Origin of the sequence: Bacillus tequilensis KCTC 13622 (assembly GCF_000507145.1) — a bacterium.
Classification (GTDB): Bacteria; Bacillota; Bacilli; order Bacillales; family Bacillaceae; genus Bacillus; species Bacillus tequilensis.
In genome coordinates, this window is sequence record NZ_AYTO01000029.1 from 1 (window position 1) to 26,112 (window position 26,112).

Consider the following 26,112-nt stretch of genomic DNA (forward strand, 5'->3'; position numbering starts at 1 on the left):
CCTGTCAAGGTAGCGACAAGGTATTTTAGCTGGTTTAGTTTATCTAGGAGATACCTGAGAAAATGCGAGAAAGTCAGTGGTATCAAGGATTTGTCGAAATTAAAAATTAGTAGGTAGTACCTTATATAAAGATCGTCACCAAACAGGTCACCAATATCGTCACCAATTTGGTCGCCACTGTTTTACCTCGTCGCCAAAGCAAGTATGTAGTTTGGTCGCCACAAAACACCCCTTACAATGCTGATACAGCAGGGCTTTCGCTAATCCCCTTGAAAGGGGGTGATGAAATGGCGGTGACAAGAACTACATCTAAAAAAGGAGTGGCGACGATGGCGACAATGGATAGTAATATAAAAGGTGACATTTCGATGGCATGTGTGATAGCAGCTTTAACTAAGAAAGGGATAAGCGTTGCCGTACCGACAACAGACAACAAGAGATACGACTTAGTAATGGATTACAACGGGAAACTTTACCGTATGCAGGTCAAGACGATACTCTACAAACCCGAAGAAAATGGTCTAATGGTGTTTAAAACAGTGAGTTCAAATTCAACTAAATCTAAAGGTTATTATGAAAGAAGATACCGACATGAGGAAATTGAGGGGTTTTTAGCTTACTGTTTGGAACTAGATAAGGTTTACTTGGCTTGGGTAGGTGAAGTCCCCTCCACTAAGTTTTTCATGAGGACATCAGAGACACTAAACGGTCAGAAACAAAAGGTACGTTACTCTTACGAGTACGAGTTAGATAAAAAATTAGCAGAATTAGAAGGTGAATTTACTGCTGCTACTCTTATAGAGAGTGTCAAAAAATGACACTCTCTTTTTTATGTCTAGCATTTATTTTGATTTTTCAAAACGAATTTTTTCTTCTTTAATACCATCTATAATTACTTGCACTTCTTGGAGAGTATCTTTAATAGTTTGGCGGCACCCTTCATCAAGTTTCTCCCACCCCTTCTCCCTAATATGGTGATGGTAATTAAGTTCATTCTCTAACTGCCAGGATTTCTCTAACTGTTCTATCGGTGTCCCAGGTTCCCCACCAAGGTGTATACCTAAAGCAATAACAAGCTCAGCAAATTTCTTTTTCTCCGTGATAGCGTCATACCGTAGAGAACTGGACCATTTTTCATAGAATTCTTGTATTTCGATAAGCCTCACTTGGAGATCTATATTCTGTACTCTGTCTAGATAAACCCATTTATCCTTATCAAGCAGATCTACTTCAATTTTAACTTCCTCAGGATGTACATCCGTTCCTGCACAGCTCTTAATATTATTAGCCCTAGCATTGTAGGCTTTTTCGACATTTCGTGTGATCTTCTCCATCTCCATCTTTATCCTAACTAAACCAGGTAATTGCCCTACCCTTGTATCGTAACTATGTTTACTTATCTCAGCATTCATCGTCATCCTCGCCACAATAAAAGCGACGACAGCACTTAGTATCCCACCGGAGTAGTTACCCCAAAATGAAAGCCAATCCCCTCCTTGGTATGTAAGCGGGGTAGTAAATTGAAATAGCGTGCTGTTTAAGATAAAAGGGACTAGCAGCACAGCGGCCAAAACAGCCAACCAAAAACCTTTTGTTTTATTCAGTTTCATGTTCCTTCGTACCTTTCCTTGTTTTTTTTATTATATATCCTTGAGAAGGTCAGCAGGGAAATTATATCTAAATATTTAATTTTTTAACTCTAAATCACTTGACCTAGGTAAAGAGGTTTGGTATAATAATAGTATAGAAAGGAGGTGCTAGAGTGGACGATCTAAGGAACATAGTTCTAATAATCGCTTCAATCGTCTCCATCATAAAACATATCTACGACATATGGCAGAAGGAGAATGAAAAGCGAGAAAAGAACAAGAAAAAGCGCTCCCGCCGGCAAAGCAAGAAGCGCTGATACAAAGTGAGCCAAGGGGAGAAATCCCCTTGCTCAAATATTATACCACGTCCACGGTATGTATGAAAAATTATTTTAAACATTACAGTACATCAGATATATTCACTTTGATTATAATAATAGCAGGTATTGTGGCAATTAATATTGGAGAAGTCAGCACTATTGGAAAGATCGCATGTGTACTCCTATACCTCGCTGTAATTACCACTATACTGAAAGGTTTTATCCTTGTATGGAGGGAGAGGAAAAATGACCGAGGATGAAAAAATAAAGTTTATTCAGGATGAGGTTTTAACCGCAGTCGAAGTCCGGGAGTTACTTGATATTTCAAAACAACGCCTGAGTCAGATTGTAGACTCAGGCAAACTCAAACCAGTTAAAAAAGTAGGCTTGATAAGCCTATACCTCCGAAGTCATGTTGAAGCTCAAAAGAAAGAAGCGGAGGCCAATCGAAAAAAATACCGACCTTACGACCAATAAAGCCCTACTCCTTCCGAGAAGGGTTTTTTATATTATCCAAACCTTTTTATCTTTATCCCATGACAGCTTACCTTTTATAATTAAATTTTTGGTTGCCTCCCTTATCCCCTCTTCTGTTTTTCCTGTCTTTCTTTTTAAGTCCTCTAATGATGGTGTTTTCCCGTATAGGTGCATGTTAACTATTATCTGATAAAGTTTTCTTTCAAAGTCATTCATGAGTCCATCCACCCCTAACTTTCAATTCCGCTACCAATTTAACCAGCAAACAGTTCAAAGTCAATACCCACCCGTCAAACATTTTCGCAACTACCTATCCCCCTGTAGCGATCAATATTCGTGAGAGGGGAGATCAGATGATTGCCATTACGAAAAAATACTTAGAGCAGATGAATGCAAGCGCTAATGACAAGGTTCAAATGATTCAGTACATCGCCGGGGATACCGTCCTGGATGTCGGTATTGGTGGGGGTGTTTTAGGTAAGTTAATCCGCTCCCGCAAGCCATGTATAAACGTGATTGGCGTAGACAAGAAGATAAGTAGCCATACCGAGGATAGGCTAAGCTTCTACCACGATGTTTTCGAACTTGACGCACGTGATCTTCAAAAGGAAATTGAAGTCGGTGAAGTGGATACGGTTATTTTCTCATCCGTACTCCATGAGGTTTTTTCATACAACGGCTACTCCATTGAAGCGGTATACGAAGCGTTAAAAAGTGCATACAACATTATCCCTAAGGGCGGGCGTATTATCATCAGAGATGGTGTGAAAATGGAAGACAACAGCAAAGTCCTAATTAAATTTAAAAACCCGAACGACTTGCAAAAAGCGGCACAATTCGCAACGGACTTTAAAGCAAGACAGATCGAATTGACCATAGGGGACTACGATTCAGTTACTATGCCGATGAACGACGCTATGGAATTCCTTTACACATACACTTGGGGAGACAAGGATTATAAACGTGAAGTTAAAGAGCAATACGGTCTCTTTACACCTAAAGAGTATATAGCAGCTGTTAAGGATTTACTCGATCTAGAGCTGGTAACATACAACCACTATTTACAAGAAGGGCATAATCGTCACTTATCTAGAAAGGTGGAGCTATTTGATGAGAAGGGGCGCCGAACTCGTTTTCCTGACTCCAACATCTTATTAGTTTTTCAAAAGTAGGCGATTAATACAAAGAATAGCGAGTTACTGAATTAGAATAACTAAGGTGGTTAACCAACAATGGATAAATATTTTGAGTGGTGGGGAGTTACCCTAACTGGAAACCATAAAGCAGTGAGTGTTTTAAGTGATCTATTAGATATAAATAAAGCATTGTTCGAGAACCTCTACAAAGTGCAAGAAAACACAATTGAAGAGCTTGTAGACAAACTATATGAGCAGGTCCCTGATTATGAGAAGTTGTTCTTGAATTTTGTCAATGAACAACTCCCTAATTTGAGGAGGCACTTACAATGCGAGCTACCTTCTAGTCCACAGCTAATATCCAGCATAGAATATGAAATTTATATATCTAGTGCTGAAATTGATTGCGAATATCCTTTTGACACTAGGGGTTGTATTATTACTTTCTTTCAACGAGTGCCAGAAATTATTGATTCGTACGAGGAGGGGCTCAGTTGTTAATAAAGCTATTTTCTTGGATTTCAGGTATAAGTGCTACTGGGTTACTTCTAGCTTTGTACACAACTGGATTCTTTTCTTCTTATGCCTGGCAACATAAAAAGCGGTATATTCAAATTTGGTTTAAGTTTCACACCCTTGTAACCAAGAGGTCTAAAGGCAAACACCTATGGTATTTCTTCACCCGGAAGTGCCCCCGCTGTAAACATAGAGGACATCTAAAATTGATTCACCAGAATTGTGCATATGTGGACGAACTCTCCAACTATTATTGGATGTGTGATTGCTGCCATGAAGAAATCCATGATATGTATCAGGATTGGTGGGACGAATACAACGCTGGGAGGTTTTAAGGTGGTTGGGAATCGGATAGGTGTATTTATTGATTTTCTCCGTGCAGGCAATGAAGTTGTGGTCGATGGCCACACCTATGTTTGGTTAGATAACCACGTGAGTATGGAAACAGAGACCCACCAATACATTATTGATGGGCTAGCTATCAAGACATACCCTTGGAATAACCAAAAAGATACTGTCCATTATATTGGAGCCTCAAGGAAAACATTGGATGATTTAATTGATTTAGTCAATAAAATTGATTATCACGAATTTGTCCGCATGTACACGGAACTTTTAAGATCTGGTCACAGATAACTTAAAGAATACGACGTAAATAAGGGAGGGCTTCAAATGCCTAAAACATGGATTGTAGCTGATACACATTTTAATCACAGTAACATCATTCTTTATGAGAACCGCCCTTTCAAAGACAATGATGAGATGAACAAGGAACTCATCAAACGCTGGAATGAAACGGTAGCCCCTGAGGACACCGTCTACCATTTAGGGGATGTATCCTTTGGAGGAAGAGCTATTCGTGACAGTATCCTACCCCATTTAAACGGATATAAAATACTTCGTCTCGGAAACCATGACTACCGGACCTCTAAGCCCCAATGGCTTAAATACTTCGATGAAGTTTACGAGGATGATATCCTGCTTGACGATTTATGCCTATCACACTATCCCCTTGATGAGGAAGTACACGCCAAACTATCATTCACCGGGCTAATTAAAGGCAATGTTCACGGCCACGTCCACTCTCAAATCGACGGACTTGACCAAACCAAATATAAATGTGTATCAGTTGAATTGACCGACTACCGTCCAATTGACTTTGAAATTATTAAAGCACATTTTGGGGTGATCTAATGAACAGGTATGGAGATACATTAACCAAGATAAGCACCCTAGAGGTAGGTACTAAATTTTATGTGGTAAACGGTGCATGGGACGGAGAAGTAGTAGAAAAAGACGGGATTAAGCAGCTCATTGTTGGTAGAGGGCGTACCATCCCTTTAACAGGAAAGAACGCTGAATACGAACTTTATATCGACATTAAAAAGAACGCCTAGTTTAAGGCGTTCTTTTTCATTACTCTTCGGTACCTCTTTCTTCAATCTTTAGGTTATGTTTGATTTGCTCCCACTCTTCGTCTACCTCAGGCTTAATCTTAGAAAAGATCTTAGTGGACTGCTTAACACCTGAATATGCTTTTGCTGACTCATACTTAACAAAGCAATCAATTATTCGGGCGGAGATACTCTTTTCATTAGTTCCGTCCTGCCCTCTCTGTAGAAAAATATTATACAAGCAATTGTAGATATCCTCGTGCTTTTTACGAAGAACCTCTAACTTAAAATATGCAGAAAGTAATGTGCTGGCAAAAAGCGTCTGAGCAATTATAGAAATAAACTCTATATCAGTATTCCTAATCATTAGGGAGACCACCCAAACTAATCCTAAGAGAATCATTTTCCATCTTTCTTGCTTAGCCATCTCAGCAGTTACCCTAGAGGAGAACAGAGAACTTTCAAGGATATTTGCCCCCAACTTTAGCAGCGACGGTTCTAAGGTGTTGTTATAATACTTATTTGTTCTTTCGTTGTCTAAAGGGACACCGAAAGAGTTTGTAAGTGTGTGGGTTCTTCTTTTCTCTTCTACCGAGGGGATTAAACTTATCCCCAAATAATTGTCCACTGCAAAATAAAGCAGTGTAGTAATTATGACTAAGCCGGTTAAAACACTATTGGCCCAATCATAATTATCTAAAAAGTACACAGCTACAGTTAAAACAACGTTAATCCAAAAAAGGACCTTCGATAATAAGTCGATTTTATTTATAGGTTTGTAGTGTCTATCCAAGGAATCAATACGGTCACTCATGAATTACTCTCCTATAGCTCAGGGAATAGTTTTTTGATTTCGGTCTCTGCTAATCCAGGGTAGGCCGATAATTCATATGCTTTGCAGTTACTTACCGCCTTTTTGGCAGAATCTAACCGATCTTTAAAAGTCTGACTATCGTTATAATTATAATTTAGACCTTCAATGCTATCATACACATATTCCTTTAAAGACGATTTAGTGAAAAAACTGTATCGATTCACTAACCACTTCTCTAATAAATAAGACGAGTAGTAACCCTTCAACTTATTAGTATTCCAGTATTTCATCAACCTAATTAACGGTTTTAATTGATAATTATTGTGGACATTCGCAGTTGATAGGTCTGAATTAAATCCCCCAGGGTCTGTTGAAGTCCATTCTAAAAAGTCAGTAGCTGGGGCAGGGATTGAAAGGTTTCCCCAATCATCCTTTACTGCGGGAACTAATTCAAACTTAATGTGGTTTAGCTCAAGCACCATAGTAGGGCTGCTCTGGTAAATTTCAGACCTAGAGTAGTATTTCTCCATAAATTCCTTGAGGTATTTTAATAATGTTTGAGGTTTGTACCCATTCGGATTCTTGAAGACAACCATGTAGTCTACATCAGACCCTGAGTCTGCACTCCTTGGGAGAATTGTACCTCTTGTACTTGACCCAAATCGGAAATGTTCATGCAAATCATTGCTGTCAAAGTACCAGTTGAGATATTTACTCAAGGTGTTGATCGATTTCTTTATACTTTCGTTTTCGATCGATGATAGTACGAGATTACTTGATAGTGTTGTTAAATACGTATTTACTGACATGCCTTTCCCCCTAATTGTTTTGTTTTTCTCGTTTACCGCCAATAACCCAAAAATAAGATCGCCTAATTAAAGACGATCTTACTTAGAGCTATAATTGAGAATTTATCGCAAAAACCAGTTTCAGAAATCTTCAAACAACTCCGTTGATTAACTGCCTCTTACGGTAAATCTAAGATAAACTTGGCAATTTTTACGAGATTTCTAGTCTATCCATACTATACCATATTTATGGCCTAAGATTCAATCTCTTCCTTTTCTTCCCGTAAACAAAAAAAAAAACAGACCTCCCTTGAGCCCTCAGAAAGTTCAGGGAATGGTCTATCTCAACTAAGAACCAATGAGCAAGCCCTTAGATGGGCAGCTTTTTGTACATAGCCGGGGTGTTGGTAGCACCCTGACGTCTTTATCTTACAGCAAATTATTTTAATTTTCAACAATTTCTCTTTATAAAAGCTAAGCAAGAAAATAAAAAGGGTTCTATGAACGCCTCTCTTTTCATCAGTCAGCAGTAATTTGTAGTTGAATAATTACAAAACCTATTGCTTGTGACAACCTCACACAATGTCTCTCACTTTATGTTTTTAACTGTTTTAAAATTTCCGACAATGTGTGAGTATTTTCTCTTTACATTTCTTTCCTGCAATGTAACTATATAAATAAATAGGACAAGAAAGGGGTTTGCGACTTGGGTACTGAGAAAGTAATCCCTTATGACTTAGTGGCAACTAAAATGAATCACTGGTATGTAGCATTAAAGAATAACTGGGTTGCCAAGGCTGAGCAGATGAGGGATGAAGTCAAGGAAGAAATCGAGCTTATGGAGGAAAACCAAGACGCCGTCGTTTACTACCAACTATTGAAATTCCGTCATGAATTAATGCTGGACTATCTCCATCCTGACAATGTCAGAGATATAGAGAAACAGTATGAAAGGCTAAGGGAACTGAAAAGTAACAACCAGAACCTCACAGGAATTTTAGAATACTATTTTTATTTTTTTATGGGGATGTACTATTTCAGGCAGCATGAATTGGTCTTCTCATTAAACTGTTACAGACAAGCTGAAAAATGTCTTGAAACAATTGAAGGAGAAGAAGTTGAAAAAGCGGAAGCTTATTTTAAATTGGCCGAAGTTTATTACCACATGAAGCAGACATACTTCTCCATGAACTATGCGAAACGTGCTTATGACATATACTGCAAGTATCCGACATACGGTATAAGACAAGTACATTGTCAATTCGTTATTTCAGGTAACTGGTTAGATAACATGCGGCATGAAGAGGCATTAAAACACGCCGAACAGGCCCTAGAGGACGCTGAAAAACTTGGCGAAAATTATTTGATACGCAAGGCACTTTTTAACATTGGAATATGTTATGATAAACTTGAAGAACCTTCAAAAGCTTCCCTTTATTACACTAAATCCCTTAAAATTGAAGAACCTGAGAATCTGAGTTATGAAGCTAGAGCTTATTTCATGCTCGCATTTAACGAAGGGAAGCAGGAAAACCCTAAAAAAGCTAGGGAGTTCTATGATAAGTCTAAACAAAAAGCCTTAAAGTGCAATGAAAAAATTGTATTGGCTAAGCTAAAAATGGTTGAGGGCCTATACTTATCAAATTCCTTGGATCTTGTAAGGGAAACTTTCCAGTTCTTCGAAGAAACAAGCATGTACCCGGACATGGAGTGGTACGGGGTGTACGTCGGTGACTACTTGTCCGCCAAGAATGAACTCAAAGGTGCGACTGAGTTTTACCGAAAAGCTATTGACGCACGTATAAAAATCCAACGAGGTGAGCTGTTACATGAAATCTAAATTTTTACTTAGTGCAGTCCTGCTATTGGGTATCGCAGGGGTAGTTGGAACATCCTATCTTCATCAGGAAAACGCAACTTACAAAGTCGCTGAAAGAATGGAGACTTGAACAAAATTTAATATCAAATACACATACCAAAAATAAGAGGGCCTCCCTCTTATTTTTTTTGTCTAATTGTTCTTACCTTTAAGGTACCCACCTTACACCCTCTCTTCAAACAAATCTTTTCCTACACCTAACCATATCGCAACTCCTTTCGCACATAGATCGATCACTACGGTGCGAAGGGGGTTGTCATTATTTGAATAAAATCAGAGTTTTAAGCTTATTTTCAGGTCTTGGTGCATTTGAGAAGGCCCTCAGAAGAGTCCACGCCAATTTCGAAATAGTTAGGTTTTGCGAGAAAGAAGCCGCAATTGCTAAAGCTTACTCGACTCTGCACAACATACCTGAATCAAAGAATTTAGGGGATATTAAGTCGGTTGTCCCTTCTTCACTTCCTGAGTTCGATCTCATGACTTACGGGTTCCCTTGCACAGACGTATCTGTTGCAAAGGTTCGTGGAGAAGGACTCAAAGGAGAGGAATCTAGTCTTCTCTTTGACGCTTTGCGTATCGCTGAGTTCAGCAAACCCAAGTACATGATCGCTGAGAATGTAAAGAACCTTATCGGGAAACACAGAGAAGGTTTTGAGGACATGCTTAGACGTCTAGAAAAGATGGGTTACAACAATTACTGGAGTGTTCTAGACGCAAAGGACTTTAACATTCCTCAGGAAAGGCTACGAGTTTTTGTAGTATCTATTCGAAAAGACATAGATGACGGTAGCTTCTCCTTTCCTTCTCCACGTCCTGATTTAAAGGGGGCTTCGTGTTGGTGGAATTTTTTAGATGTCAGTAACACCCGAAATATTACAAAACGTCAGCAGCGGGCCATCGATGTCGCAAAAGGGAAAATTCAAGACCCCTCTGTGAAAATCGAAGGCGAGATTAATTTTGATCGTACGGTTATTAGCCACAGAACATCCGGCTTACGATTTCAATCAAACCCACACCACCCCACTATCACTTCTTATTACGGCACTGGCGGAGGGAATTTCACTGTCTTGGCCCATAAAGGAAAACTTGGCGGAATCACTCCGAAACAGTGCCTATTACTAATGGGCTTTGACTCAGAAGACTACGAAAAGCTAATCAGTGCCGGTATTTCCAAGTCAACAATCTACATAATGGCAGGTAATTCTATTGTCGTTAATGTACTTGAGGACATTTTCAAAAACTTGTTTAGAGAAGGTGCTAAAGATGAATAATGAATATCCACTAGATGAGATCTTGTTACCTATGGGCGGTACTACTGTAAAAGATCAACGTAAAATGGACGAGCTGTGGGAGAACGATGATTATATCGCAGAAGAAAAGTACGATGGTTCCCGCTACCTTTCTATTGGTGGTCGTTTCTTTTCTCGTCATGTCTCAGTTGTCACTAAACTGCCTGTTGAAAAAACTGCGAATGTACCTCATTTAAATAAAGTCTTGTCTGACTATCCTCTATTGCTCTTAGACGGAGAAGTTTATATTGAGGGTGGTAAGTCCAGTGATGTTGTATCGATTATGGGTTCGTCGCCTGAGAAAGCAGCTGCACGCCAAGAAGAGCGTGGTTATGTGAACTTTGTGGCCTATGATATCTTACGTGATATGGATGGTAATTGGTTAACTGACCTTCCCTGGATTGATCGTAGGGGTATTTTAGAAGAGCAGATGGAATTGATTTTCACTGACCACCCTGACACTACTCATATCTCAATATCAAAGTACGTCAAACATAATAAAAAGGAATACAACGCAGAAATTATGAGACGTGGTGGTGAAGGAGTTATGCTGAAAAACATTAACGGTAAGTACCACCCTGATAAGAAACCTAGATGGAATTGGATCAAAGTGAAACAAGAGATTACTTCCGATGTAATTATCACTGGCTTTAAAGAACCAGTCCGTGAATATACGGGCGAAGAATTAGATAGTTGGCCTTATTGGGAGGCTGAGGATGGGATTCTATACACCTTAAACGGGCAACAAGAAGCTCAGGAAGAATGTTGGTCAAACGGTATAAAAGTAAGCCCAGTAACCAGGTTTTATTTTTATGGTTGGGTTGGAGCAATTGAGTTTGCTCAATACGATGATAAGGGCGAACTTAAACATGTGGGGCATTGCTCAGGTATTAGAGATGAATTACGCAAAGACATGACAGAAAATTCCGATAAGTATATTGGAACGTGTATGGAGATCTCTGCAATGGAACGGACTAAAGACGGTTATTTCCGCCACCCTCAGTTTTTACGATTACGTCCCGACAAGAATGCGAAAGACTGTGTAATAAATGAGGATTAATTATAAGGGCTGCCTTGGTGGCCCTTTTTCATAGAGGTGATTCAGTTTGGCTTTATACCCCAATGGTTCCAGGGTTTATTGTGATAAAAAACTTCCTTCTGAGGCTGTACTTACAGGCGAAGAAACATTGGAGTTCGTAGTGGATGGACAGAGATATTCAATCACCCTACTTCCAGGAGCATACCTAACTAATCATGACCAGTTTTACAGCGACCTCCCTCCCATGATTACAGAAGCTTTATCTTCCAAACACACCCCACTTATCTGTAAGCTCGGGGGAATCCACGACTATGAAAACAACAGAACTGTCCTGGTCTTCGAACATACGGATACCAAGCAACACCACGACATAGACGTACTTGGAGGATCAGCCTACGCACAGCTAATAGAAGGTATTTATAATTTCGATGAACATGAAGACGGTACTTTCAAAAAGGTTACCGACATTGTGGCTCAAGCTCTGATTGTTAATCCAGGAACAAGCGAAATGTACTCCGCTATTGATGTGAGGATGTTAGCAGAATCAGACCTCCCGAGTAATATATCCGCCCGCAAATCAGGGTCACTCTCGGTGCAGGGCAGTATAAGTATTGTCAATGCCGCTCACATTGCCGGCTCAATTTCTGTGCGGAAAACAGACAAAACACAGCTAGTATCTGACTTAGCAGTACAAGTGTCAGAGACGTTTGATCTTGGTTCTTTCTTAACCGTGAATTCAAATTAAGACTTCTAAAAAAATATCGCAACTCTACCGTACGTCCCTTCGATTACTAGGCTGTAAGGAGTACAAAGGAGGCTGCGACATGAGTAGTGATGGATTAAATAAAACAGGAAGTTCTTACGGAATTCTCAAGAAAAACTTGGTGTTAGATATGCTCAAAAAAGCTGGAAAAGAAGGAGTTAAAAACTCCGAACTATTAAAAGTGGCTTTAAGATTTTCAGGTATCTTACACTCTCTCCGTAAAGACGGTCACATAATTGAGTTGGTTGAAAAAGGTCAAGGTCAAATTAGCTATGTCTTAGTTGGGTTCGAAGAGCCAGGGCACCATGTAAGTGCTTATGAGAGATTATTCGACCTGGTAGCAGAACATGATAAAATCTCCACTTCCCAACTTCTTTCTATTTTGAAACAAAATAACATCTGCTTTAAGCGGAAGGCTATTCGCTAGGAGGGTGAAATTAAATGTCATTATATAAAGCAGCGCTAGGACGGCTTGATTCACAGCAAAAAAGAATCTTGAGATTGTTGGAAGCAAGGGACTCAAGGGGAGCTTATAACTTTGAGTTGGCAAAAATCGCAATGTCTTACCAGCGAAGAATCCATGAGCTAGTAGAGCAAGGTTATCGAATATTGGTTCAGAGGGTAACTCAAGGAACCTATAAGTATGTACTGATCGGGAAACAATCCACCCACCCCCAAAACCAGCCTATTTTAGAAAAGATTATCCAGGAAATAGAGGAGAACTACGGAGGTTCGGTTGACGCACTTGAGCTTTTGGATATTGCTGAAAAAGTTGGAGCAAACATCAGCTATAAGGGTGTAGCTAAGGTCAAAAAGGAGGTAAACGATGAAGTTAAATAAATTTCAAGTCTCTACAATCCTCTACTTTAAGAGTGGCAACTCTAAAAAAATCGATTGGGTTGAGGAACGTCTAGTAAAGAAGATTGACAAGGAGACGGAAGAGGTAACTCAACCACTTACTTTAGAAGAAGCTGACCTTTTCTTTCAAAGCAGGTTTAAAGAATGGATCGATAAAGGTGAAACTATCGTACGTAAAAATGCTAAAAAAGAAACCTCAGTAATTCCGTTTTCAAGTGTAGAGTATGCGACAGTTTCTGTCAAACTTCTGGGCGAAGACAATTTAACCGCAGAGGGTGAAAGAGATCAGAAATATTACGAGGACTTGCCTCTCCCTCCTCATCCCCCTTCTCCACCAAATGAAAAAGGGACCCGTATTGAGAACCATCCCGCATATAAAAAATAACCGATAGATTAGGAGAGAGTTAGAATGGAAAACTTAACAATCATGGTTCGTGGTGAAAAAGTAGAGGTATCCGCTACCGAATTAAAAGACTATCGTGAAAAAGGTATGGCACAGTTCCAAAAGTATCTAGATTTAATGTCTCTTAGCTCTGAAATTAAGAATTTCGCAAGATTTATGTTGGAGAAAGCCCCCGACTATTTCTTCATCGTCCCTGCCTCAGTTTCGGGAAAATGGCACGCCCCCTGGTCAACCGACAAAGGCGGTCTAGTCAGGCACGTCCTAATGGGTTGTCAAGTAGCTTACGATTTATCCCGGACATTTGGGTTAAATGACAAAGAGACTGATATGGCACTTGCAGCGATGATAGGCCACGACATCATCAAATACGGCTTAGACTTTGATGATCGATATATGGACATGCACCCATTTATGCCACGGTCATACTACGGACACTACAAGTCTGCCGGTTATGTCGGTGATTATGCTAAAACCCCGGAATTCGATACAATCATGTCTGCCATTGAGCGACATATGGGAAATATTATGACCGGTGAATGGACTTCTGTTGGAGGGGTAAAACCTGAGACACCTCTACAGTATGTAGTGCATTTAGCTGACTACATTGCCAGTAGGAAGAACTTAGTTCACACAGATTTCATCAGCGGATACCAATACTAAGTAGGTGATTATAATGAAAAACCTAATAAAACTTTTCTTGAGTTCGTTTATTGTTTTAATAGCTTGGTTTTATTCCATCATGCTACTAAAAAAGGTGGGGCTAACCCATATTCAAGTTCTTTACGTAGCACTTATTTACTTAGGGTTAACTGTCTTCTCTTTTCTTCCCGCTACAATTTTATCTGCCTTAATGTCTAAGCTGGAAAGTAAGGAGAAATTCAATTACAGAAAAGCCTTAGAAGATGACGGAAAATAAGGAGGGTTATCATGAGAGAGATACGCAAACTCTCAAACTCGGCATTGGAGCGATTTACCCAATGCCCCCTCTCTTTCTTTCACCAATACGTGAATGAGGAAAGACCGGGACAGGAAGGTGTAGAATCTTTTTACGCTGATTATGGGATTCTAATGCACTTCTTGGTTGAGATGTATCCAAGAACTAACTTCTATAAGGACTCCCTCCCATTTAAACCTAGCAACTTTGTTAGCGATGGAGATATTAATGGCGTGCTTAACGGTTTCTCGAACCAACTTATGGAGCGAGAAGATCCGCTTACTTTAGAACAAATGCTGATTATTTATGAGGAACTATTCCCCATGATTGATTTCCCCAATCAGGAAAAACGAGATGAATACTATGAGCAAGGCTTGACCTATATAAACAGCATACCTGAAATGGACTGGTCAAAAGTGGTCGGCCTAGAAGCAAAATTCAAGATCGACTTACAAAACGGAGTCGTCCCCTTAAAAGGGTTTATTGATAAAGTCGAAAGAGATGACAAGGGTCTTATAGTTACTGATTACAAAACATCTAAACCCTACAGTCATAACGCCATAATGGCAAAGCCTCAACTTCCTATTTACGGCATGGCTTGCTTTTTGATGTATGGTGAACTCCCTTACAAGTACCGCTATGACTTTGTCAGGTTTGGGAAAGTCGTTGAAGTGGAGATACCCATAGAGCGTTTAACCGAAGTCAAGAACGTCATTAAGTTCAAATACATGCAAATGCTTGCATATCAACGTCAAGGTTCCTTCCCTGCACAGTACCAAGATTTTTATTGTAAGAATTTCTGTGGTTTTAATAGGCTCTGCGATAGATACAAACAATTCAACGGAGGTTAACACTTGTGACGAAGAGACTTAACGGGCCAACCGATAAAGGCGAGCTTGTTAGAGACTACATTAAGGAGACCAAGTAACAGATGTACTTTATTTACACTTTACTTACAGCCTGGCTCCTTACCAAGATTGATTTAGACCAAGTCTTGTTAAGCGGGTTCAATGAGGTGGCTCACACTAACTATTCAATTAATGTTTATTGGTTATTTTTTGTTGTTGTCGGATTAGTGCTATCAGCCTTAGATGTCATAAGTTCATCACGCAAATAACAAACAACGGTCTCTGCCTATAATGGTAGGGACTATTTTATAAGGGAGGAAACATAATGAAAGTTACAGATATTCTTTTAGAGTTAGAAAAGCTAGAGAAGAAGCGGGATGACATTGAATCCGTGCTGTCCGAGGCTACAACAGAAGAAAAGGAATTAGGGGCGGCCGAGATTGTTCTACAACAGGGACTAGAAAAGAATAATAAAAAACTAACGACATTTCTTAACTCTGAATTCGAACCGGCCGCCACACTTCTTTACCTGACAGTGACTCCCTCCACCCTATCAATGAACGCAGAAGACACCTCTCCCCTATCTGTGATCGCCACCTACAGTGACGGAACCACTAAAGACGTGACTTCTCCGAGAAAGCCCGTAATGTTCTTTAGAGATTTTAATGAATTGGCTGACAACAAGGGGTTTATCACATCTGTAGATATAGCGGGTTACTTAGGTGAGGACAAAACATTTGAAATTGTAAAAACTAGCGGTGGATTCGATATAGATGACAGCTCGGATACACAAGGACTTCAAGTAGTTCCGACATCAAATTCAAATGAGTACATGGTTGTCGATGTAGGAGGGTCACCAATCGGGATTAAATTTACAACTAACGGAGAAGAGGCCGTTGGGGATAACTGGTTGGTTGATATTTATTTAGTCGGTACAGGTACAACTTATGAGGTTGATGATACTTCCTTAGCAAGTATTAACGAGTCAGGGGTTGTGACTGCATTGGGTGGCGGAGAGGTAACTATAACAGTCCGAAACGGGCAGCAATTAGTAGATGTTCCTCTAACTATTGTAGACACGATTCCGCCTGAGCCGCCAAGTATCGAAACAATAACTCCGTTGGTCGGAGGCGCAGAGATCTTATTTGACCCGAGCACGTCTACCGACGTTGTTTCCTATAACATTTATGTCGATGGTGTACAAAAAGTAACAGGTGTCTTGTATGACGGTAACCCCGTTTCTACCGAATTAGTGCCAGCTGACGGAGAAACAACGTACTTAGTTAGTCTGAGTGCAGTCGACGGTAGCGGTAATGAATCAGAGCAATCTTCGGCAGTAGAAGTCACCCCACTTCCAATCGAGACAACAGAATAGTGCTTAAAACCCTTGGTCATACCGAGGGTTTTATTTTTGCCCGCAACTATACATTGCAGCAGAGCGATCAATAATTTGTAACGGAGGTGACTAGATGAAATTTACAAGTATCCCTACTATGTCTTTAATTCTAACCTTACTTAGCGTGGCTACTGCATTTTCCCTGCATGGAAGGCACCCGGTTTTCTCAGCCTTACTTGTGCTTTTGTCTGTAACAGATCTGACTCTACTACGGATCTACATATCACTTAAATGGAGGATCGAAGATAATGCTTAAAAGAATCGGTAAAAAACTAGTTGCTGATTTCCGAGAGTACCTAAGATTCTCGGAAGTCTTTCCAGTACCCTACTACACTTACTGGATTATGTTACTCTCGCTTTTTGCACTCATACGCTTTAAAGAAACTAATTACCCTTGGTTTGTGGTGTATTTACTTGCCGCTAGTATTAATGCATTAGGTCTCTACCGTTCACTAAAGAAGAAACAAAATCACCGCAACTAGCCCCTCCCATAAAGCGATCACTACTGTACAGGAGGTGCAGAATGGCTAACAAAAAGAAACAACCACCGAGTATTGACACACAGAAGAATTATCGATTCATGGTCGGGTTTGATCCCTCCCTTTCCGGCACAGGGTACGCAGTTTTAGATACCTTTTATAAAATGCCCCGCATTGCCGAGATGGGTGCTGTAAAAGGGAGAACTAAAACCTGGCCTGCCGGAACACCTTATCAAATTAAGCTTGCTCTTATTCAAGCAAAGGCCAAGGAACTTCGAGCAAAATACGATCCTATATTTCCGATCGTGTTCTTAGAACGAGGACATACTGGCCCTTTCAATAATGATACGCAAGCTGTATTCCGTGCAAGGGGTGCATTAGAGTCCGAACTTGTCGGTAACTACATTCAAGAGTACCCTCCCCGGCAAGTTAAGAAAGCTATTACCGGAAATGGGTCAGCTGAAAAAGAAGAAGTTGCCGAACACTTAGCAGAAATTTTCGGTATATCTCTGGATCATTTTGAAACTTTCGATGTAAGTGACGCTTTAGGTGTAGTTTATACAGGCTACTTAGAACACGTTAAAAAAGGAGATAAATAACCATGGCAGAAAATAATCAATCATTGCAAACTATCGAACAGAAAGCTCTTCGTATCTTTGAAATCAATAGACAACAGGCTGCGGCCGAAGAAGAGAAAACCCTCCTAAAGAACTCTATTAAACTAGCAATGAAGGAAAATAAAATAGCGGAACACCTCCTCCCTCTTGACGGGAACTCTGATTTGAAGATCAGCCTGAATGAACGAAAAACTAAAAAGGTTGATAAAGAGGAACTCGCCACCGATTTAGGTATTTCCACCGAAGCAGCGGGGAAAAAGGATGTCCTAATCAAAAAAGTCGAAGAAGGTCGACTAACTCACAATCAATTCCTTGGATACCTTTACGAAGAAACATCCGAACAAGTTCAAGTACGCAAAGTCAATGCCTAGGGGTGATGTCATGAGTAACCCCTTCGAATGTCTAACTGATGAGCAGTATGCTCTACTGGAAAATTTCATTGATAACGAGTTTTCAAAAGTTGATGAACCTAATCTCGATCACCTCACTAACTCAGGGGTACTCTTCCCTGACCGACTCCCACACGAGTGGGATACTCTACCGGACGAATGGGACAGAATGATGGAGAACCAAGGGATCGTTAATTTAGAAGACCATGAGTTATCTAAGTATCTAGAGAAGTGGCTAAGGCTCCTTGGATATGCGTATTGGGTCAGAGGTATTAGAGAGGCCAATTTCAACATCTTAGAACGCTGCGCTAACTATGTGAAGGATTACGTGTTTGCTCATGCCCAAGGCGGACGTGAGCAGAAATCTGCTGTTGCAGGTAGCCATCCCCTTTACCGAACGGTTTTAGAGAGATTGACAGTAGCTCAGGAACAGCTATACACACTAAATGGAATGATATATAAGTGGGAGAAGATTGAATTCTCTATTTCTCGTGCAATTACCAATAGAGCCGGGAGGCCCTCACGATGAATGACATCTTTAACGACTTTTTCGATTACAGGGTTAGAGAGTACATATCTAACCTAAACAAAAAATTCGAGAATAACGCAATTAGTGCCGACAGGTATGAATTTCTTTTCTCTAAGTTGATGTCTTGGGTCGATGTTTACGACGAAAATGAAGAAAATCGCAACGATTCAGGTCTATGCAGCGATTACTAAAGTGTAGGTAATAACAACAATTGATGTGGAGGAACTCACAATGAAAAACATTACAGACAAAGTAAACAAACTAGCCACTACTCTGCTTAACAATGACGACATCCAAGTAAACGTCGACTTAGAAAACGGATCTGTGGGGATTAATGGTGTTGAATTTAGCCAAGAGGATCAGTTGGAAGTTATAAAGCAAGGCTTTAACGATCCTACCTTATCTACTTTGCTTGCTCAGATTGGAAAAAGTCCTGAGGCAGTCGGAATTAGAAATGCAGTTAGTTTTGACGGTGGAAAGCTCAATGTAGACGAAGCCGCTATTAAAGACTTAATTAAAAAGACCGAAAAACCTTCCCCACAACCGGAGAAAATGCAAGGCATGGCCGATACCCGCAAGGAAGACGACCTACTTCGACGTATCAACCAACTGGAGAAAGAACTAGAAAACAAAAACGAATTCGTTGACCGTATGTCTAAGAAGTTTGAAGAACAAAAGGCTGTCGCTAGCGCACTCAGGGACCTACTGAGATTAGGTGATCAGTTCCATGTCCCTGAGAAAGATTTGATTTTCCCTGAAACATTTTCAGATGTGGCAACTATCATCCACCCCGACGATAAGATCACTGACCAGGAGATCAATGAAATGATTGAAGAAATGAAAGATGTCTATGTTCCGCTTAACTCCTTTGCAACAGACGTATACAAAGACGTCGTCATCATCAAAACTCATGACGATGACGGCATTAGATACTACGTTTCAAGGAACTATCACTATGTCTATACAGGTGAAAGTGAATAAATCTACACTACGGCCCCTCCTTTGAGGGGCTGATTTTAAGGAGGCTATAACATGTCAAGAAAACCAAGTACAGGGGAGTCTATAGGCACTGATGACTTAATGTCATTAATGGAAAAAGAAATGTCTAAAAAGTTCAGAGACCACCAAGGCGCGAGGTTGTCGGATTACCGTAAGGATATTCCGAAGCTATGGTACTCTACAGGAATCATGACGCTGGATCAGGCACTGGCCGGAGGACTTGCAGGAGGACGTGTATCTGAATTTTTTGGCGCACCTAACTGCGGGAAGTCTACCTCCCTCTACTCTGCAATTGCTGAAACCCAGCGCCGCCATCCCGAGGGTTATCACGACTTCCATATCATCGCAGATCCTGAAAACTCTTCATCTGACGCTAAAGCCCATATGGAAAAACTAGGCGTCGACGTGAGTAAAGTTTATATTATTGCCCCTAGTGACGGGAAGCCAATGTACGCAGAACATATTTTCGAACGTATTGAATATTTACTACGTAACCCTGCATTGAAAGGACGTATTGGAATTATCGGAATCGATTCAGTAGGTGCCTTAGTAGCAAAAGATGAGGGCGAAAAGGGTTGGGATAAATCTGCACGTGTTGGTGGTATTTCAGGTATCATGTCACGATTCCTACAAAATATTGTTGATAATGGCCTCTTGCAGGAGTCAATGGGACACTTGATGTTACTGAATCAGGTAAGAGCAAATATCGGGGATCAGTGGAATCCATACCGTACCCCTGGAGGATATAAATTGGAGCATGTCGCCTCCCAGCGTGTAGAGGTTCAACGAACTATGGGACAAGACTTCAAAAACCCTAACTACAACTCTAACAACGAAAATGCCGGGGAAGCACAATTTATTGGTCAGAAGATTAAATTTAAACAGGTTAAATCAAAAGTCGGTGGCCGCTTTGGAGCAACTGCCTCCGTTAACTTCTATTATGACCATGGACTGGATTTAGCACTTAATGCTATTCAAGTTGGCCAACAATACAACATCATTGTTGGGACCAGTTGGATGTCCATGATAGACATTGGGACAGGACAAGAAGTCATCAAAAAGCAGGGTATCAACAACTTAAAAAACGCGATTTTGGAAGACGAGGACTTATACGCCAAGTTTGACTATATGTTGACCTATGCAATGAGAGGTCTTGAACCAAAGTCTGTAATAGACGAGTGGGAAGAAATAAAAGCAACTGAGCTTAATCTAGATGAAGATAATGGTTTGGCGGAGAATCTAACGGAATGAAATTTGCATTTAGAGTGTTGATAATTCTCATAATGTCGGCCGTTGCCGATTCTATAGGAATAATTCTGGCGTATTATTTCAACAATCCGAGTTTGAGATTAAATTGTGTGTCAGTTACCGCGGCTGTCAGCGGGTACTTGGTTCGTGGGTGGTGGCCTCCGAAGCAGGAGGTCCCGAAGTGATGGATGGCAACGACAAAATGGCGTTCTGCTTCTATAAGAAGGAGGGTTCAGGGTGAAGAAAGAGTTCAGTGCTTCCCTCATTTATTGGTGCCCCAAGTGTTCTTTAGAAGGTAAGCAAGCAACCTTAGTTGAAAACTCGATATTAAAGCGGTGTGTTCGTTGTCTAACTGATTACAAGTCCCCTATAAAGACAGGAGAAATACAACAGCCTGTGAGAGGACTTAAAGCTATATTGAGGTGATTGCATGAGTATAAAAGAGTTACTGTCATACTTCCAGGGACTAGGTGTTCGATGTAACTTAATATATGGTGAGGACTCAACCCAAACTCTCCGTCTAAGAAAAAGTGGCAGAGGGGTTTCTCTTAGTTTATACGAATGGCACAACTACCCTCCGCACAAGAAGCAAGAGTGCGTAAAAATCCTATCGGAGGAACTTGGCTTATGAACAATAGACCTAGAATGAACTATCGGAATATTGATAAAGTCCAGAATAATCGTATCGCCGCTAATCTCAGCAATGTGGGTGACTTAGCCCACCGCCGAAGAGGTTCAGGCTCTAAGTGGTACGCCAAAGGAGATACCATTAGCAGTATGTTCTTGGTTGAGGCCAAGGATAAGGCGACCCCATCAAAGCAGCGCACCATTCACAAAAATACCTTCGATAAACTTAAATTAGAAGCTATAGAGGAAAACAAAATACCGCTGTACATTGTCGGGTTCGGGGATGGACGGGATTTCATTATAATGGATGACCTAGACTTTTATGGTTTAGTTGATCGTCTCATAACTGCTGAAACTGAACTTGCAGAACTTAAATCTAAGGAGGAAAAGTAATGTTAGGAAAACGTAAATACCATGTATCAGGGCATGACCCAAAAGGAGACTACGTTGAAGGTGAACTTTGGGCGTCCAGTGCCCGTGAAGCATTAAAGATTGCTCAAAGTTGGGACGATGGCAATACTTATACTGTCGCTCGAAAAGTCGGCTGCGGGTGTGGGAGCTAACATGATTGACGTTACTGGCATGGATTCATTCAATGAAGAGATTAAAGAAGGCGTTTCTCTTGTTTATGTTTACGCCCCTTGGTGTGGCCCTTGTAAACTAATCTCACCTGCTTTGGTTAATCTGTCAGAACAATGCCCCGACGTCAAATTCCTTAAAGTCAATTCAGAAACAGGTGCTGACATCTTAACTATGTTGAATGTCTCCACCATCCCTACTGTCCTCACCTTTAAAGATGGAGAAAGATTCAGCGAAGATGTTGGCTTCCAGCCCAGTAATGTATTCGAGGACAAACTAAAAAACGCAATTACGGTATCTGGATAACAGTACAAAGAGGTGTGCCATTACGGTACACCTTTTCTTATAATGTCATTGCAAAATTGCTAGATAGGAGGTAACTAAATGGCTCAACTTAGGACTGTAATGAAGTACGTTAAAGAGGTTGACGGTTTTATCAAAGACTTGCGGAAGGGTATGCAGCACAGCCACCCCTACTCCGTTGACGCTCTTCGTTATCATTTAGATGAATTAGAATATGCTCGTGACACGATAATGAACTCTGATCTGGAGTCAGGAGAGAATCTTGATAGGCTTATGGATAAACTAAGAGAGTGTGTCCGTGAATGCTTGCGCCCATCCTATTCAGGAAAACCACAGGTGCTTCCTAAACCTGTACCTGATCCTTGGAAACCACCCGTAACTGTTACCGGGGTAAATCTTATCCTTGTTTGTGATATCTCTGATTCTATGTTTGAAGGCGGGGGTCTTGAGAAAGGCGGCCGAGTTCGTAAATTACTTATTGCTTTTGCTCGTGAGGTAGAACGTTATGCAAAGATGGCTAAGATCCCTTGTAAAGTATCTTTAGTGACTTACACTGACCCTACCGATATAAGAGGAAAGAACAGGCCTATTTACTACACGGTTGAACTAAATAAAGCCGCCCCTAGTAAACTAGATGGCGCTATTAGTAAAATCAACCGAGGTAAGTGGGCACGAGGCGGCGACTGGCATGAGGCTGGGATGACTTGTATGTATAAAACAATCGATAAAGTTATCGACAAAAGTATAGTGAACGGAAAGCCTGTAGAGAATTCTATAATCTTGGTTTCTGACGAACGCCAAAAAATGAAGAACTCTCAATACCCTCCCCACCCACGTTTCCCGAATGAGGTAACTCTTGCTCAATTAGACGGTAAATTCGACAAATTAAAGATCCAAAACCGTTATGCGCTTATTCCAATGAAGTACGGCTATACTCGTTTACCTACTAGGTATGTTACAGGTAAGTGGGGAAAATTAGGTCATGAGCAAAACAAAGATGTTCAGAAATTCTTTCGTCAATGTAGGGAGTATTTCAAAGCCAGTAAATTATCAGACATTCAGGATTGGGTAGCTTGGACACTAGATCCAACAAAAGCACCTAAAAAGAAATAAGGAGGGTCATTTATGGCTATTCGATTTGGAGACCTTTACGAAGAAATGCTGACCTTAGAGGAAGCTATTGAAAGAATGAAAGTAGACATTCAAAATGCTGACTGTGATTCAGATACGAAGTGTATTCTACAGAATGAACTAGAGATGTTGGAGCAGAAATACTACGATCTTAGCCTAACAGAGTTCGATTTCGAAAAACTTAACTTTGTATCGATTGTCGAGTCTATAGAGAGATGTCTACACTGTATTGAATTTGCAGGTAATTTCTCTGACCTCGCCCCTGCCCCTATTGCTGTAGCCAGCACCTGCGGAAATAAAAAAGTGCAACTATCCTTGGGTGACATTGAGCGAGTTATTGTACATGAATTTTCATCAAAAGCGACCTCTTATGATTTTGTTAAAAGCGCTATGCCTTACACGATTAAGACTAAAGACAAAGAAAAGTATGTAATCACTTGGGATTCTTATCGAAAAGGGGTTTCAATCAAGGGCTTTAATACAAATCCTGGCGGAACCGTCACTAACTTTGGAAACATCAGCAAAGTGGAAGTGGTACTTAATGAACCGGCACAGAAGAAGTACAAAAAAGAAAAAGTTATGGCGTGTAAAGTATTACTTGCTTCACGCACACCGATGACTTCTTCTGCCCCACTCACAAGAGCTGTTGATGGTAAAACCACAACCTACCCGAAAGTCGCAAAAACAACAAAATCCGAAGTGGAAATGATTTTTCAAATCTTTGTTTAAGACAGGCCTCCCCTGTCTTTTTTAATGCCGCAACTTTTGCACTTTTACTAACGATAACTAGTGCACAAGGAGTGGTGTAATGAAGAACAATGATGAGAACATTAAAACATTTGATGATGACGAGTTTATTACCAAGTATGGCAAGCTCGTTCCCTACACTATTAAGAAAACATTCTCCCCTGGAGCGCTGCCCATGGTATTCGGTAATACAAGCCTTGATTATGATGATTTAGTACAGATCGGGTTCATAGGTCTATGTAAAGCTAGGGATAGATTTGAACCCTCGTATGGTTATGCCTTTAATACATACGCCATACCTCTAATCCGTGGTGAGTTGCAACGAGCACTAAGGGATAACTGCAAAATTAAAATAAGTCGGAGCACCCATGACCTAAAACAAAAAATAATTAAAGCTGATATGCTTCACGACCCGATACCTATTATCGCTACCCGTTTCAATGTTAGCGAGGACGATATTAAAAAAGCTTTGGAATACTCACCTAACTATCTCTATTTTGGCTCAATCTCCTCAAACAACAGTAATGACAGAGAAGCAACCCACGATGAAAATATATTTGACGACTTCGATTTAGAGGAGGAAGTCTCGAATCAAGAACTGCTTGAGAATTTCTACCTAAAGGGTGGTCTCACTGGCACAGAGAAGAGCGTTTGGCATTTGTATAATCATGAAGAATTAAGTCAGACAAGAATAGCCGATTACATGGGGATATCCCAAAGCCAAGTAAGCCGTGTTATACAAAAAGTCTATGAAAAGGCTGAGAACTTTGGTAAAAGAATTGGATTGCAGTCCACATAGTGATAAGGAGGTTAGATAATGTTACCTCACACATGTAGGGTCGGTGATCTTGTTGAGGTCATTGAATATGCCCACGAATACCATGGCTGTATCGGTAAAATTGTCAAAAAATCTGATATTCAAATAACTATAGATTTTCATGGAGAACTAATTGATTGCCTCCCCTCTTCCCTAATTCTAAAAGCCAGGGCAGGCACCGCCAAATACAAGGTCATCAATGAGGCCATCGAAGCAAGTCAAACTCGGAACCTCACTAGAGAGGATCTTAATGATTTAATGGACTACGCTCTTGATATAAGGGATTTTGAATGGGCATACGAATTAAAGCAAAGAAGAGACAGCTAAAGCTGTCTTTTTATTTTACTTTCAGTAATCCGCAACTATACAGTACACCATCCCGATCACTACAGTGAACCACAAAGAAAGGAAGTGCTGTAATGGATCTAAAAGTAGGATCGATTTTTCAGTCAGGTGACAGAGCTGTTTTAATTTTCGGTATTTCAGAATACACGGACCCCTTTGAGAATAAGAAACAATCAGGTATAGGTATTAACTTAGAAACCGGGCAAGTTGACAGCGTTAACCAATATGCGTATCGGATAAGAAGCTTTGATGATTTAAGCGAAACACAATTAGAGACTTTCTCGCACTACTACCCGATCCTAAGAGCAATGTTAAAGACCCCCATAGTTACTATTTCGGGTAAAGCCCGCAGCGGAAAGGATACCCTAGCCGACGAGATCGTTAATTCAAGGAGTTATAAGAAACTTCCTTTAGCAACCCCCATAAAACAAGTTCACAGTATCATCTACGGCCAACTCGATATAAAAGATAGATCAGGGCTTATATTGATTGGCGAGACCATGTGCGAAAAAGACCCGCATATCTGGATTAAAGTTTGGTTACGAGAAGCCCTCAAACACTTTACAAAGAGTGATAAGAAGAAATTTGTTATCTCAGACGTAAGAAAGCCTAGTGAATTTACTTTCTTTAAGTCTATGGGGGCATTTAGCGTCCGTATTGTGGCCGACGAAGAAGGACGAAGAAAAGTCATTGCAAGGAAAGATGGAAAAGAGGCCTTAAATCATTTGGACGACAAGACAGAATCCTATGTTGATAGTTTTGATACAGATATGGTTCTTTACAACGGGTACGATCAAAAGTATTTCGAAGACTTCGGCATGGTACTCAAAAGACTAACAAACGAAGGGTAGTTGGTAGC

Annotated in this window: 36 protein-coding genes; 31 read left to right on the forward strand and 5 right to left on the reverse strand. The window is 40.5% G+C overall.

All coding sequences use genetic code 11. The features are described from left to right. Positions 1-287 precede the first annotated feature (287 nt). The gene (locus tag V756_RS0108445) at positions 288-818 is read left to right on the forward strand and encodes a group I intron-associated PD-(D/E)XK endonuclease (protein WP_024714275.1); all 531 of its coding nucleotides are present in this window, start codon (positions 288-290) and stop codon (positions 816-818) included. 24 nt (positions 819-842) lie between these two features. Here the strand turns inward: V756_RS0108445 and V756_RS0108450 are convergent, their stop codons facing one another. Both V756_RS0108450 and V756_RS1000000124355 read right to left on the reverse strand, forming a co-directional pair. After that, positions 843-1,610, reverse strand: coding sequence for a hypothetical protein (locus V756_RS0108450; RefSeq protein ID WP_024714276.1), 768 nt, complete (start codon positions 1,608-1,610; stop codon positions 843-845). Positions 1,611-1,798: 188 nt separating this feature from the next. After that, positions 1,799-1,921: a hypothetical protein gene (locus V756_RS1000000124355; protein WP_255210023.1), complete on the reverse strand. Its 123-nt coding sequence runs from the start codon at positions 1,919-1,921 to the stop codon at positions 1,799-1,801. Positions 1,922-2,155: 234 nt separating this feature from the next. On the opposite strand from V756_RS1000000124355, the gene V756_RS0108465 reads away from it, so the two are divergent. Further along, a complete protein-coding gene (locus V756_RS0108465) occupies positions 2,156-2,386 on the forward strand; it encodes a helix-turn-helix domain-containing protein (protein WP_024714277.1) in 231 nt (76 codons plus the stop codon). 27 nt (positions 2,387-2,413) lie between these two features. Here the strand turns inward: V756_RS0108465 and V756_RS0108470 are convergent, their stop codons facing one another. After that, the gene (locus V756_RS0108470) at positions 2,414-2,602 is read right to left on the reverse strand and encodes a hypothetical protein (RefSeq protein WP_024714278.1); all 189 of its coding nucleotides are present in this window, start codon (positions 2,600-2,602) and stop codon (positions 2,414-2,416) included. Between the two features lie 137 nt (positions 2,603-2,739). Here V756_RS0108470 and V756_RS0108475 point away from each other — a divergent pair, with 137 nt between their 5' ends. The 5 genes from V756_RS0108475 to V756_RS0108500 all read left to right on the forward strand — a co-directional run bounded on the left by V756_RS0108475 (position 2,740) and on the right by V756_RS0108500 (position 5,435). Next, positions 2,740-3,558, forward strand: coding sequence for a methyltransferase domain-containing protein (locus V756_RS0108475; protein ID WP_024714279.1), 819 nt, complete (start codon positions 2,740-2,742; stop codon positions 3,556-3,558). A gap of 60 nt (positions 3,559-3,618) precedes the next feature. Further along, a complete protein-coding gene (locus V756_RS0108480; RefSeq protein ID WP_024714280.1) occupies positions 3,619-4,023 on the forward strand; it encodes a hypothetical protein in 405 nt (134 codons plus the stop codon). A gap of 351 nt (positions 4,024-4,374) precedes the next feature. After that, a complete protein-coding gene (locus tag V756_RS0108490; protein WP_024714282.1) occupies positions 4,375-4,674 on the forward strand; it encodes a hypothetical protein in 300 nt (99 codons plus the stop codon). 36 nt (positions 4,675-4,710) lie between these two features. Beyond that, positions 4,711-5,232, forward strand: a complete 522-nt coding sequence (locus V756_RS0108495) for a metallophosphoesterase (protein WP_024714283.1) — start codon at positions 4,711-4,713, stop codon at positions 5,230-5,232. Further along, positions 5,232-5,435 (forward strand): hypothetical protein, encoded by a 204-nt coding sequence (locus tag V756_RS0108500; protein ID WP_024714284.1) that lies wholly within the window; start codon positions 5,232-5,234, stop codon positions 5,433-5,435. The genes V756_RS0108495 and V756_RS0108500 overlap by 1 nt, the downstream gene beginning before the upstream one ends. A gap of 19 nt (positions 5,436-5,454) precedes the next feature. On the opposite strand, the gene V756_RS0108505 is transcribed toward V756_RS0108500, so the two are convergent. Together V756_RS0108505 and V756_RS0108510 are read right to left on the reverse strand one after the other, a co-directional pair. Further along, positions 5,455-6,246 carry a hypothetical protein gene (locus V756_RS0108505; RefSeq protein WP_024714285.1) on the reverse strand — a complete coding sequence of 264 codons (792 nt, stop codon included), beginning with the start codon at positions 6,244-6,246 and terminating at the stop codon, positions 5,455-5,457. An 11-nt stretch (positions 6,247-6,257) separates the two neighbouring features. Then, positions 6,258-7,055, reverse strand: a complete 798-nt coding sequence (locus V756_RS0108510) for an SMODS domain-containing nucleotidyltransferase (protein WP_024714286.1) — start codon at positions 7,053-7,055, stop codon at positions 6,258-6,260. A 685-nt stretch (positions 7,056-7,740) separates the two neighbouring features. Between V756_RS0108510 and V756_RS0108515 the strand changes: the two genes are divergently transcribed. The 24 genes from V756_RS0108515 (at position 7,741) to V756_RS0108665 (ending at position 26,104) form a co-directional block, all read left to right on the forward strand. After that, positions 7,741-8,874 carry a response regulator aspartate phosphatase gene (locus V756_RS0108515; RefSeq protein WP_024714287.1) on the forward strand — a complete coding sequence of 378 codons (1,134 nt, stop codon included), beginning with the start codon at positions 7,741-7,743 and terminating at the stop codon, positions 8,872-8,874. 302 nt (positions 8,875-9,176) lie between these two features. Next, positions 9,177-10,184, forward strand: a complete 1,008-nt coding sequence (locus tag V756_RS0108525; protein WP_024714288.1) for a DNA cytosine methyltransferase — start codon at positions 9,177-9,179, stop codon at positions 10,182-10,184. Further along, positions 10,177-11,262: an ATP-dependent DNA ligase gene (locus V756_RS0108530; RefSeq protein ID WP_024714289.1), complete on the forward strand. Its 1,086-nt coding sequence runs from the start codon at positions 10,177-10,179 to the stop codon at positions 11,260-11,262. The genes V756_RS0108525 and V756_RS0108530 overlap by 8 nt, the downstream gene beginning before the upstream one ends. A gap of 46 nt (positions 11,263-11,308) precedes the next feature. After that, the gene (locus tag V756_RS0108535; RefSeq protein ID WP_024714290.1) at positions 11,309-11,986 is read left to right on the forward strand and encodes a hypothetical protein; all 678 of its coding nucleotides are present in this window, start codon (positions 11,309-11,311) and stop codon (positions 11,984-11,986) included. A gap of 79 nt (positions 11,987-12,065) precedes the next feature. Next, positions 12,066-12,431 (forward strand): hypothetical protein, encoded by a 366-nt coding sequence (locus tag V756_RS0108540; RefSeq protein WP_024714291.1) that lies wholly within the window; start codon positions 12,066-12,068, stop codon positions 12,429-12,431. 14 nt (positions 12,432-12,445) lie between these two features. Continuing rightward, entirely contained in the window at positions 12,446-12,844 is a 399-nt protein-coding gene (locus V756_RS0108545; RefSeq protein WP_024714292.1) for a hypothetical protein, read from the forward strand. Continuing rightward, positions 12,831-13,247 (forward strand): hypothetical protein, encoded by a 417-nt coding sequence (locus tag V756_RS01000000122115; RefSeq protein WP_024714293.1) that lies wholly within the window; start codon positions 12,831-12,833, stop codon positions 13,245-13,247. The genes V756_RS0108545 and V756_RS01000000122115 overlap by 14 nt, the downstream gene beginning before the upstream one ends. Before the next feature lie 24 nt (positions 13,248-13,271). Further along, positions 13,272-13,925, forward strand: coding sequence for an HD domain-containing protein (locus V756_RS0108555; protein WP_024714294.1), 654 nt, complete (start codon positions 13,272-13,274; stop codon positions 13,923-13,925). Between the two features lie 13 nt (positions 13,926-13,938). Further along, complete coding sequence (locus V756_RS0108560) at positions 13,939-14,181, forward strand: hypothetical protein (protein WP_024714295.1); 243 nt, start codon at positions 13,939-13,941, stop codon at positions 14,179-14,181. A gap of 11 nt (positions 14,182-14,192) precedes the next feature. Further along, positions 14,193-15,050: a RecB family exonuclease gene (locus V756_RS0108565; RefSeq protein ID WP_024714296.1), complete on the forward strand. Its 858-nt coding sequence runs from the start codon at positions 14,193-14,195 to the stop codon at positions 15,048-15,050. A 322-nt stretch (positions 15,051-15,372) separates the two neighbouring features. Continuing rightward, entirely contained in the window at positions 15,373-16,422 is a 1,050-nt protein-coding gene (locus V756_RS0108575; protein ID WP_024714298.1) for a hypothetical protein, read from the forward strand. Between the two features lie 544 nt (positions 16,423-16,966). Beyond that, on the forward strand, positions 16,967-17,521 hold the full coding sequence (locus V756_RS1000000123045) for a crossover junction endodeoxyribonuclease RuvC (RefSeq protein ID WP_024714301.1): 555 nt from the start codon (positions 16,967-16,969) through the stop codon (positions 17,519-17,521). Between the two features lie 2 nt (positions 17,522-17,523). Beyond that, entirely contained in the window at positions 17,524-17,910 is a 387-nt protein-coding gene (locus tag V756_RS0108595; protein ID WP_024714302.1) for a hypothetical protein, read from the forward strand. A gap of 10 nt (positions 17,911-17,920) precedes the next feature. Next, positions 17,921-18,457 carry a hypothetical protein gene (locus V756_RS0108600; protein ID WP_024714303.1) on the forward strand — a complete coding sequence of 179 codons (537 nt, stop codon included), beginning with the start codon at positions 17,921-17,923 and terminating at the stop codon, positions 18,455-18,457. A gap of 231 nt (positions 18,458-18,688) precedes the next feature. Next, entirely contained in the window at positions 18,689-19,438 is a 750-nt protein-coding gene (locus V756_RS0108610; protein WP_024714305.1) for a hypothetical protein, read from the forward strand. 51 nt (positions 19,439-19,489) lie between these two features. Beyond that, entirely contained in the window at positions 19,490-20,707 is a 1,218-nt protein-coding gene (locus V756_RS0108615) for a P-loop NTPase family protein (RefSeq protein WP_024714306.1), read from the forward strand. Positions 20,708-21,331: 624 nt separating this feature from the next. Continuing rightward, entirely contained in the window at positions 21,332-21,724 is a 393-nt protein-coding gene (locus V756_RS0108630; protein ID WP_024714309.1) for a hypothetical protein, read from the forward strand. Further along, a complete protein-coding gene (locus V756_RS1000000124130) occupies positions 21,724-21,894 on the forward strand; it encodes a hypothetical protein (protein WP_167330629.1) in 171 nt (56 codons plus the stop codon). Before V756_RS0108630 ends, V756_RS1000000124130 begins: the two co-directional genes overlap by 1 nt. A 1-nt stretch (position 21,895) precedes the next feature. Beyond that, the gene (locus V756_RS0108640; protein ID WP_024714310.1) at positions 21,896-22,216 is read left to right on the forward strand and encodes a thioredoxin family protein; all 321 of its coding nucleotides are present in this window, start codon (positions 21,896-21,898) and stop codon (positions 22,214-22,216) included. Between the two features lie 78 nt (positions 22,217-22,294). Beyond that, the gene (locus tag V756_RS0108645; protein ID WP_024714311.1) at positions 22,295-23,326 is read left to right on the forward strand and encodes a hypothetical protein; all 1,032 of its coding nucleotides are present in this window, start codon (positions 22,295-22,297) and stop codon (positions 23,324-23,326) included. A gap of 12 nt (positions 23,327-23,338) precedes the next feature. Continuing rightward, entirely contained in the window at positions 23,339-24,073 is a 735-nt protein-coding gene (locus tag V756_RS0108650; RefSeq protein ID WP_024714312.1) for a ricin-type beta-trefoil lectin domain protein, read from the forward strand. 79 nt (positions 24,074-24,152) lie between these two features. After that, positions 24,153-24,890, forward strand: coding sequence for a sigma-70 family RNA polymerase sigma factor (locus tag V756_RS0108655; RefSeq protein ID WP_024714313.1), 738 nt, complete (start codon positions 24,153-24,155; stop codon positions 24,888-24,890). An 18-nt stretch (positions 24,891-24,908) separates the two neighbouring features. After that, a complete protein-coding gene (locus V756_RS0108660; protein WP_024714314.1) occupies positions 24,909-25,235 on the forward strand; it encodes a hypothetical protein in 327 nt (108 codons plus the stop codon). A 92-nt stretch (positions 25,236-25,327) separates the two neighbouring features. Beyond that, the gene (locus V756_RS0108665; protein WP_024714315.1) at positions 25,328-26,104 is read left to right on the forward strand and encodes a deoxynucleotide monophosphate kinase family protein; all 777 of its coding nucleotides are present in this window, start codon (positions 25,328-25,330) and stop codon (positions 26,102-26,104) included. Positions 26,105-26,112 lie beyond the last annotated feature (8 nt).

Excerpts from the sequence above, each read along its gene's own strand:
- V756_RS0108615 (WP_024714306.1), top strand. The coding sequence starts at position 19,490 with ATGTCAAGAAAACCAAGTACAGGGGAGTCTATAGGCACTGATGACTTA.
- V756_RS0108480 (WP_024714280.1), top strand. The coding sequence starts at position 3,619 with ATGGATAAATATTTTGAGTGGTGGGGAGTTACCCTAACTGGAAACCAT.
- V756_RS0108660 (WP_024714314.1), top strand. The coding sequence starts at position 24,909 with ATGTTACCTCACACATGTAGGGTCGGTGATCTTGTTGAGGTCATTGAA.
- V756_RS0108450 (WP_024714276.1), bottom strand. The coding sequence starts at position 1,610 with ATGAAACTGAATAAAACAAAAGGTTTTTGGTTGGCTGTTTTGGCCGCT.
- V756_RS0108475 (WP_024714279.1), top strand. The coding sequence starts at position 2,740 with ATGATTGCCATTACGAAAAAATACTTAGAGCAGATGAATGCAAGCGCT.
- V756_RS0108645 (WP_024714311.1), top strand. The coding sequence starts at position 22,295 with ATGGCTCAACTTAGGACTGTAATGAAGTACGTTAAAGAGGTTGACGGT.
- V756_RS0108465 (WP_024714277.1), top strand. The coding sequence starts at position 2,156 with ATGACCGAGGATGAAAAAATAAAGTTTATTCAGGATGAGGTTTTAACC.
- V756_RS0108650 (WP_024714312.1), top strand. The coding sequence starts at position 23,339 with ATGGCTATTCGATTTGGAGACCTTTACGAAGAAATGCTGACCTTAGAG.
- V756_RS0108565 (WP_024714296.1), top strand. The coding sequence starts at position 14,193 with ATGAGAGAGATACGCAAACTCTCAAACTCGGCATTGGAGCGATTTACC.
- V756_RS0108665 (WP_024714315.1), top strand. The coding sequence starts at position 25,328 with ATGGATCTAAAAGTAGGATCGATTTTTCAGTCAGGTGACAGAGCTGTT.
- V756_RS0108610 (WP_024714305.1), top strand. The coding sequence starts at position 18,689 with ATGAAAAACATTACAGACAAAGTAAACAAACTAGCCACTACTCTGCTT.
- V756_RS0108500 (WP_024714284.1), top strand. The coding sequence starts at position 5,232 with ATGAACAGGTATGGAGATACATTAACCAAGATAAGCACCCTAGAGGTA.
- V756_RS0108470 (WP_024714278.1), bottom strand. The coding sequence starts at position 2,602 with ATGAATGACTTTGAAAGAAAACTTTATCAGATAATAGTTAACATGCAC.
- V756_RS0108545 (WP_024714292.1), top strand. The coding sequence starts at position 12,446 with ATGTCATTATATAAAGCAGCGCTAGGACGGCTTGATTCACAGCAAAAA.
- V756_RS0108555 (WP_024714294.1), top strand. The coding sequence starts at position 13,272 with ATGGAAAACTTAACAATCATGGTTCGTGGTGAAAAAGTAGAGGTATCC.
- V756_RS0108630 (WP_024714309.1), top strand. The coding sequence starts at position 21,332 with ATGAACAATAGACCTAGAATGAACTATCGGAATATTGATAAAGTCCAG.
- V756_RS0108510 (WP_024714286.1), bottom strand. The coding sequence starts at position 7,055 with ATGTCAGTAAATACGTATTTAACAACACTATCAAGTAATCTCGTACTA.
- V756_RS0108640 (WP_024714310.1), top strand. The coding sequence starts at position 21,896 with ATGATTGACGTTACTGGCATGGATTCATTCAATGAAGAGATTAAAGAA.
- V756_RS0108495 (WP_024714283.1), top strand. The coding sequence starts at position 4,711 with ATGCCTAAAACATGGATTGTAGCTGATACACATTTTAATCACAGTAAC.
- V756_RS0108655 (WP_024714313.1), top strand. The coding sequence starts at position 24,153 with ATGAAGAACAATGATGAGAACATTAAAACATTTGATGATGACGAGTTT.
- V756_RS0108575 (WP_024714298.1), top strand. The coding sequence starts at position 15,373 with ATGAAAGTTACAGATATTCTTTTAGAGTTAGAAAAGCTAGAGAAGAAG.
- V756_RS0108560 (WP_024714295.1), top strand. The coding sequence starts at position 13,939 with ATGAAAAACCTAATAAAACTTTTCTTGAGTTCGTTTATTGTTTTAATA.
- V756_RS0108540 (WP_024714291.1), top strand. The coding sequence starts at position 12,066 with ATGAGTAGTGATGGATTAAATAAAACAGGAAGTTCTTACGGAATTCTC.
- V756_RS1000000124130 (WP_167330629.1), top strand. The coding sequence starts at position 21,724 with ATGTTAGGAAAACGTAAATACCATGTATCAGGGCATGACCCAAAAGGA.
- V756_RS01000000122115 (WP_024714293.1), top strand. The coding sequence starts at position 12,831 with ATGAAGTTAAATAAATTTCAAGTCTCTACAATCCTCTACTTTAAGAGT.
- V756_RS0108505 (WP_024714285.1), bottom strand. The coding sequence starts at position 6,246 with ATGAGTGACCGTATTGATTCCTTGGATAGACACTACAAACCTATAAAT.
- V756_RS0108445 (WP_024714275.1), top strand. The coding sequence starts at position 288 with ATGGCGGTGACAAGAACTACATCTAAAAAAGGAGTGGCGACGATGGCG.
- V756_RS0108600 (WP_024714303.1), top strand. The coding sequence starts at position 17,921 with ATGAGTAACCCCTTCGAATGTCTAACTGATGAGCAGTATGCTCTACTG.
- V756_RS1000000123045 (WP_024714301.1), top strand. The coding sequence starts at position 16,967 with ATGGCTAACAAAAAGAAACAACCACCGAGTATTGACACACAGAAGAAT.
- V756_RS0108595 (WP_024714302.1), top strand. The coding sequence starts at position 17,524 with ATGGCAGAAAATAATCAATCATTGCAAACTATCGAACAGAAAGCTCTT.
- V756_RS0108530 (WP_024714289.1), top strand. The coding sequence starts at position 10,177 with ATGAATAATGAATATCCACTAGATGAGATCTTGTTACCTATGGGCGGT.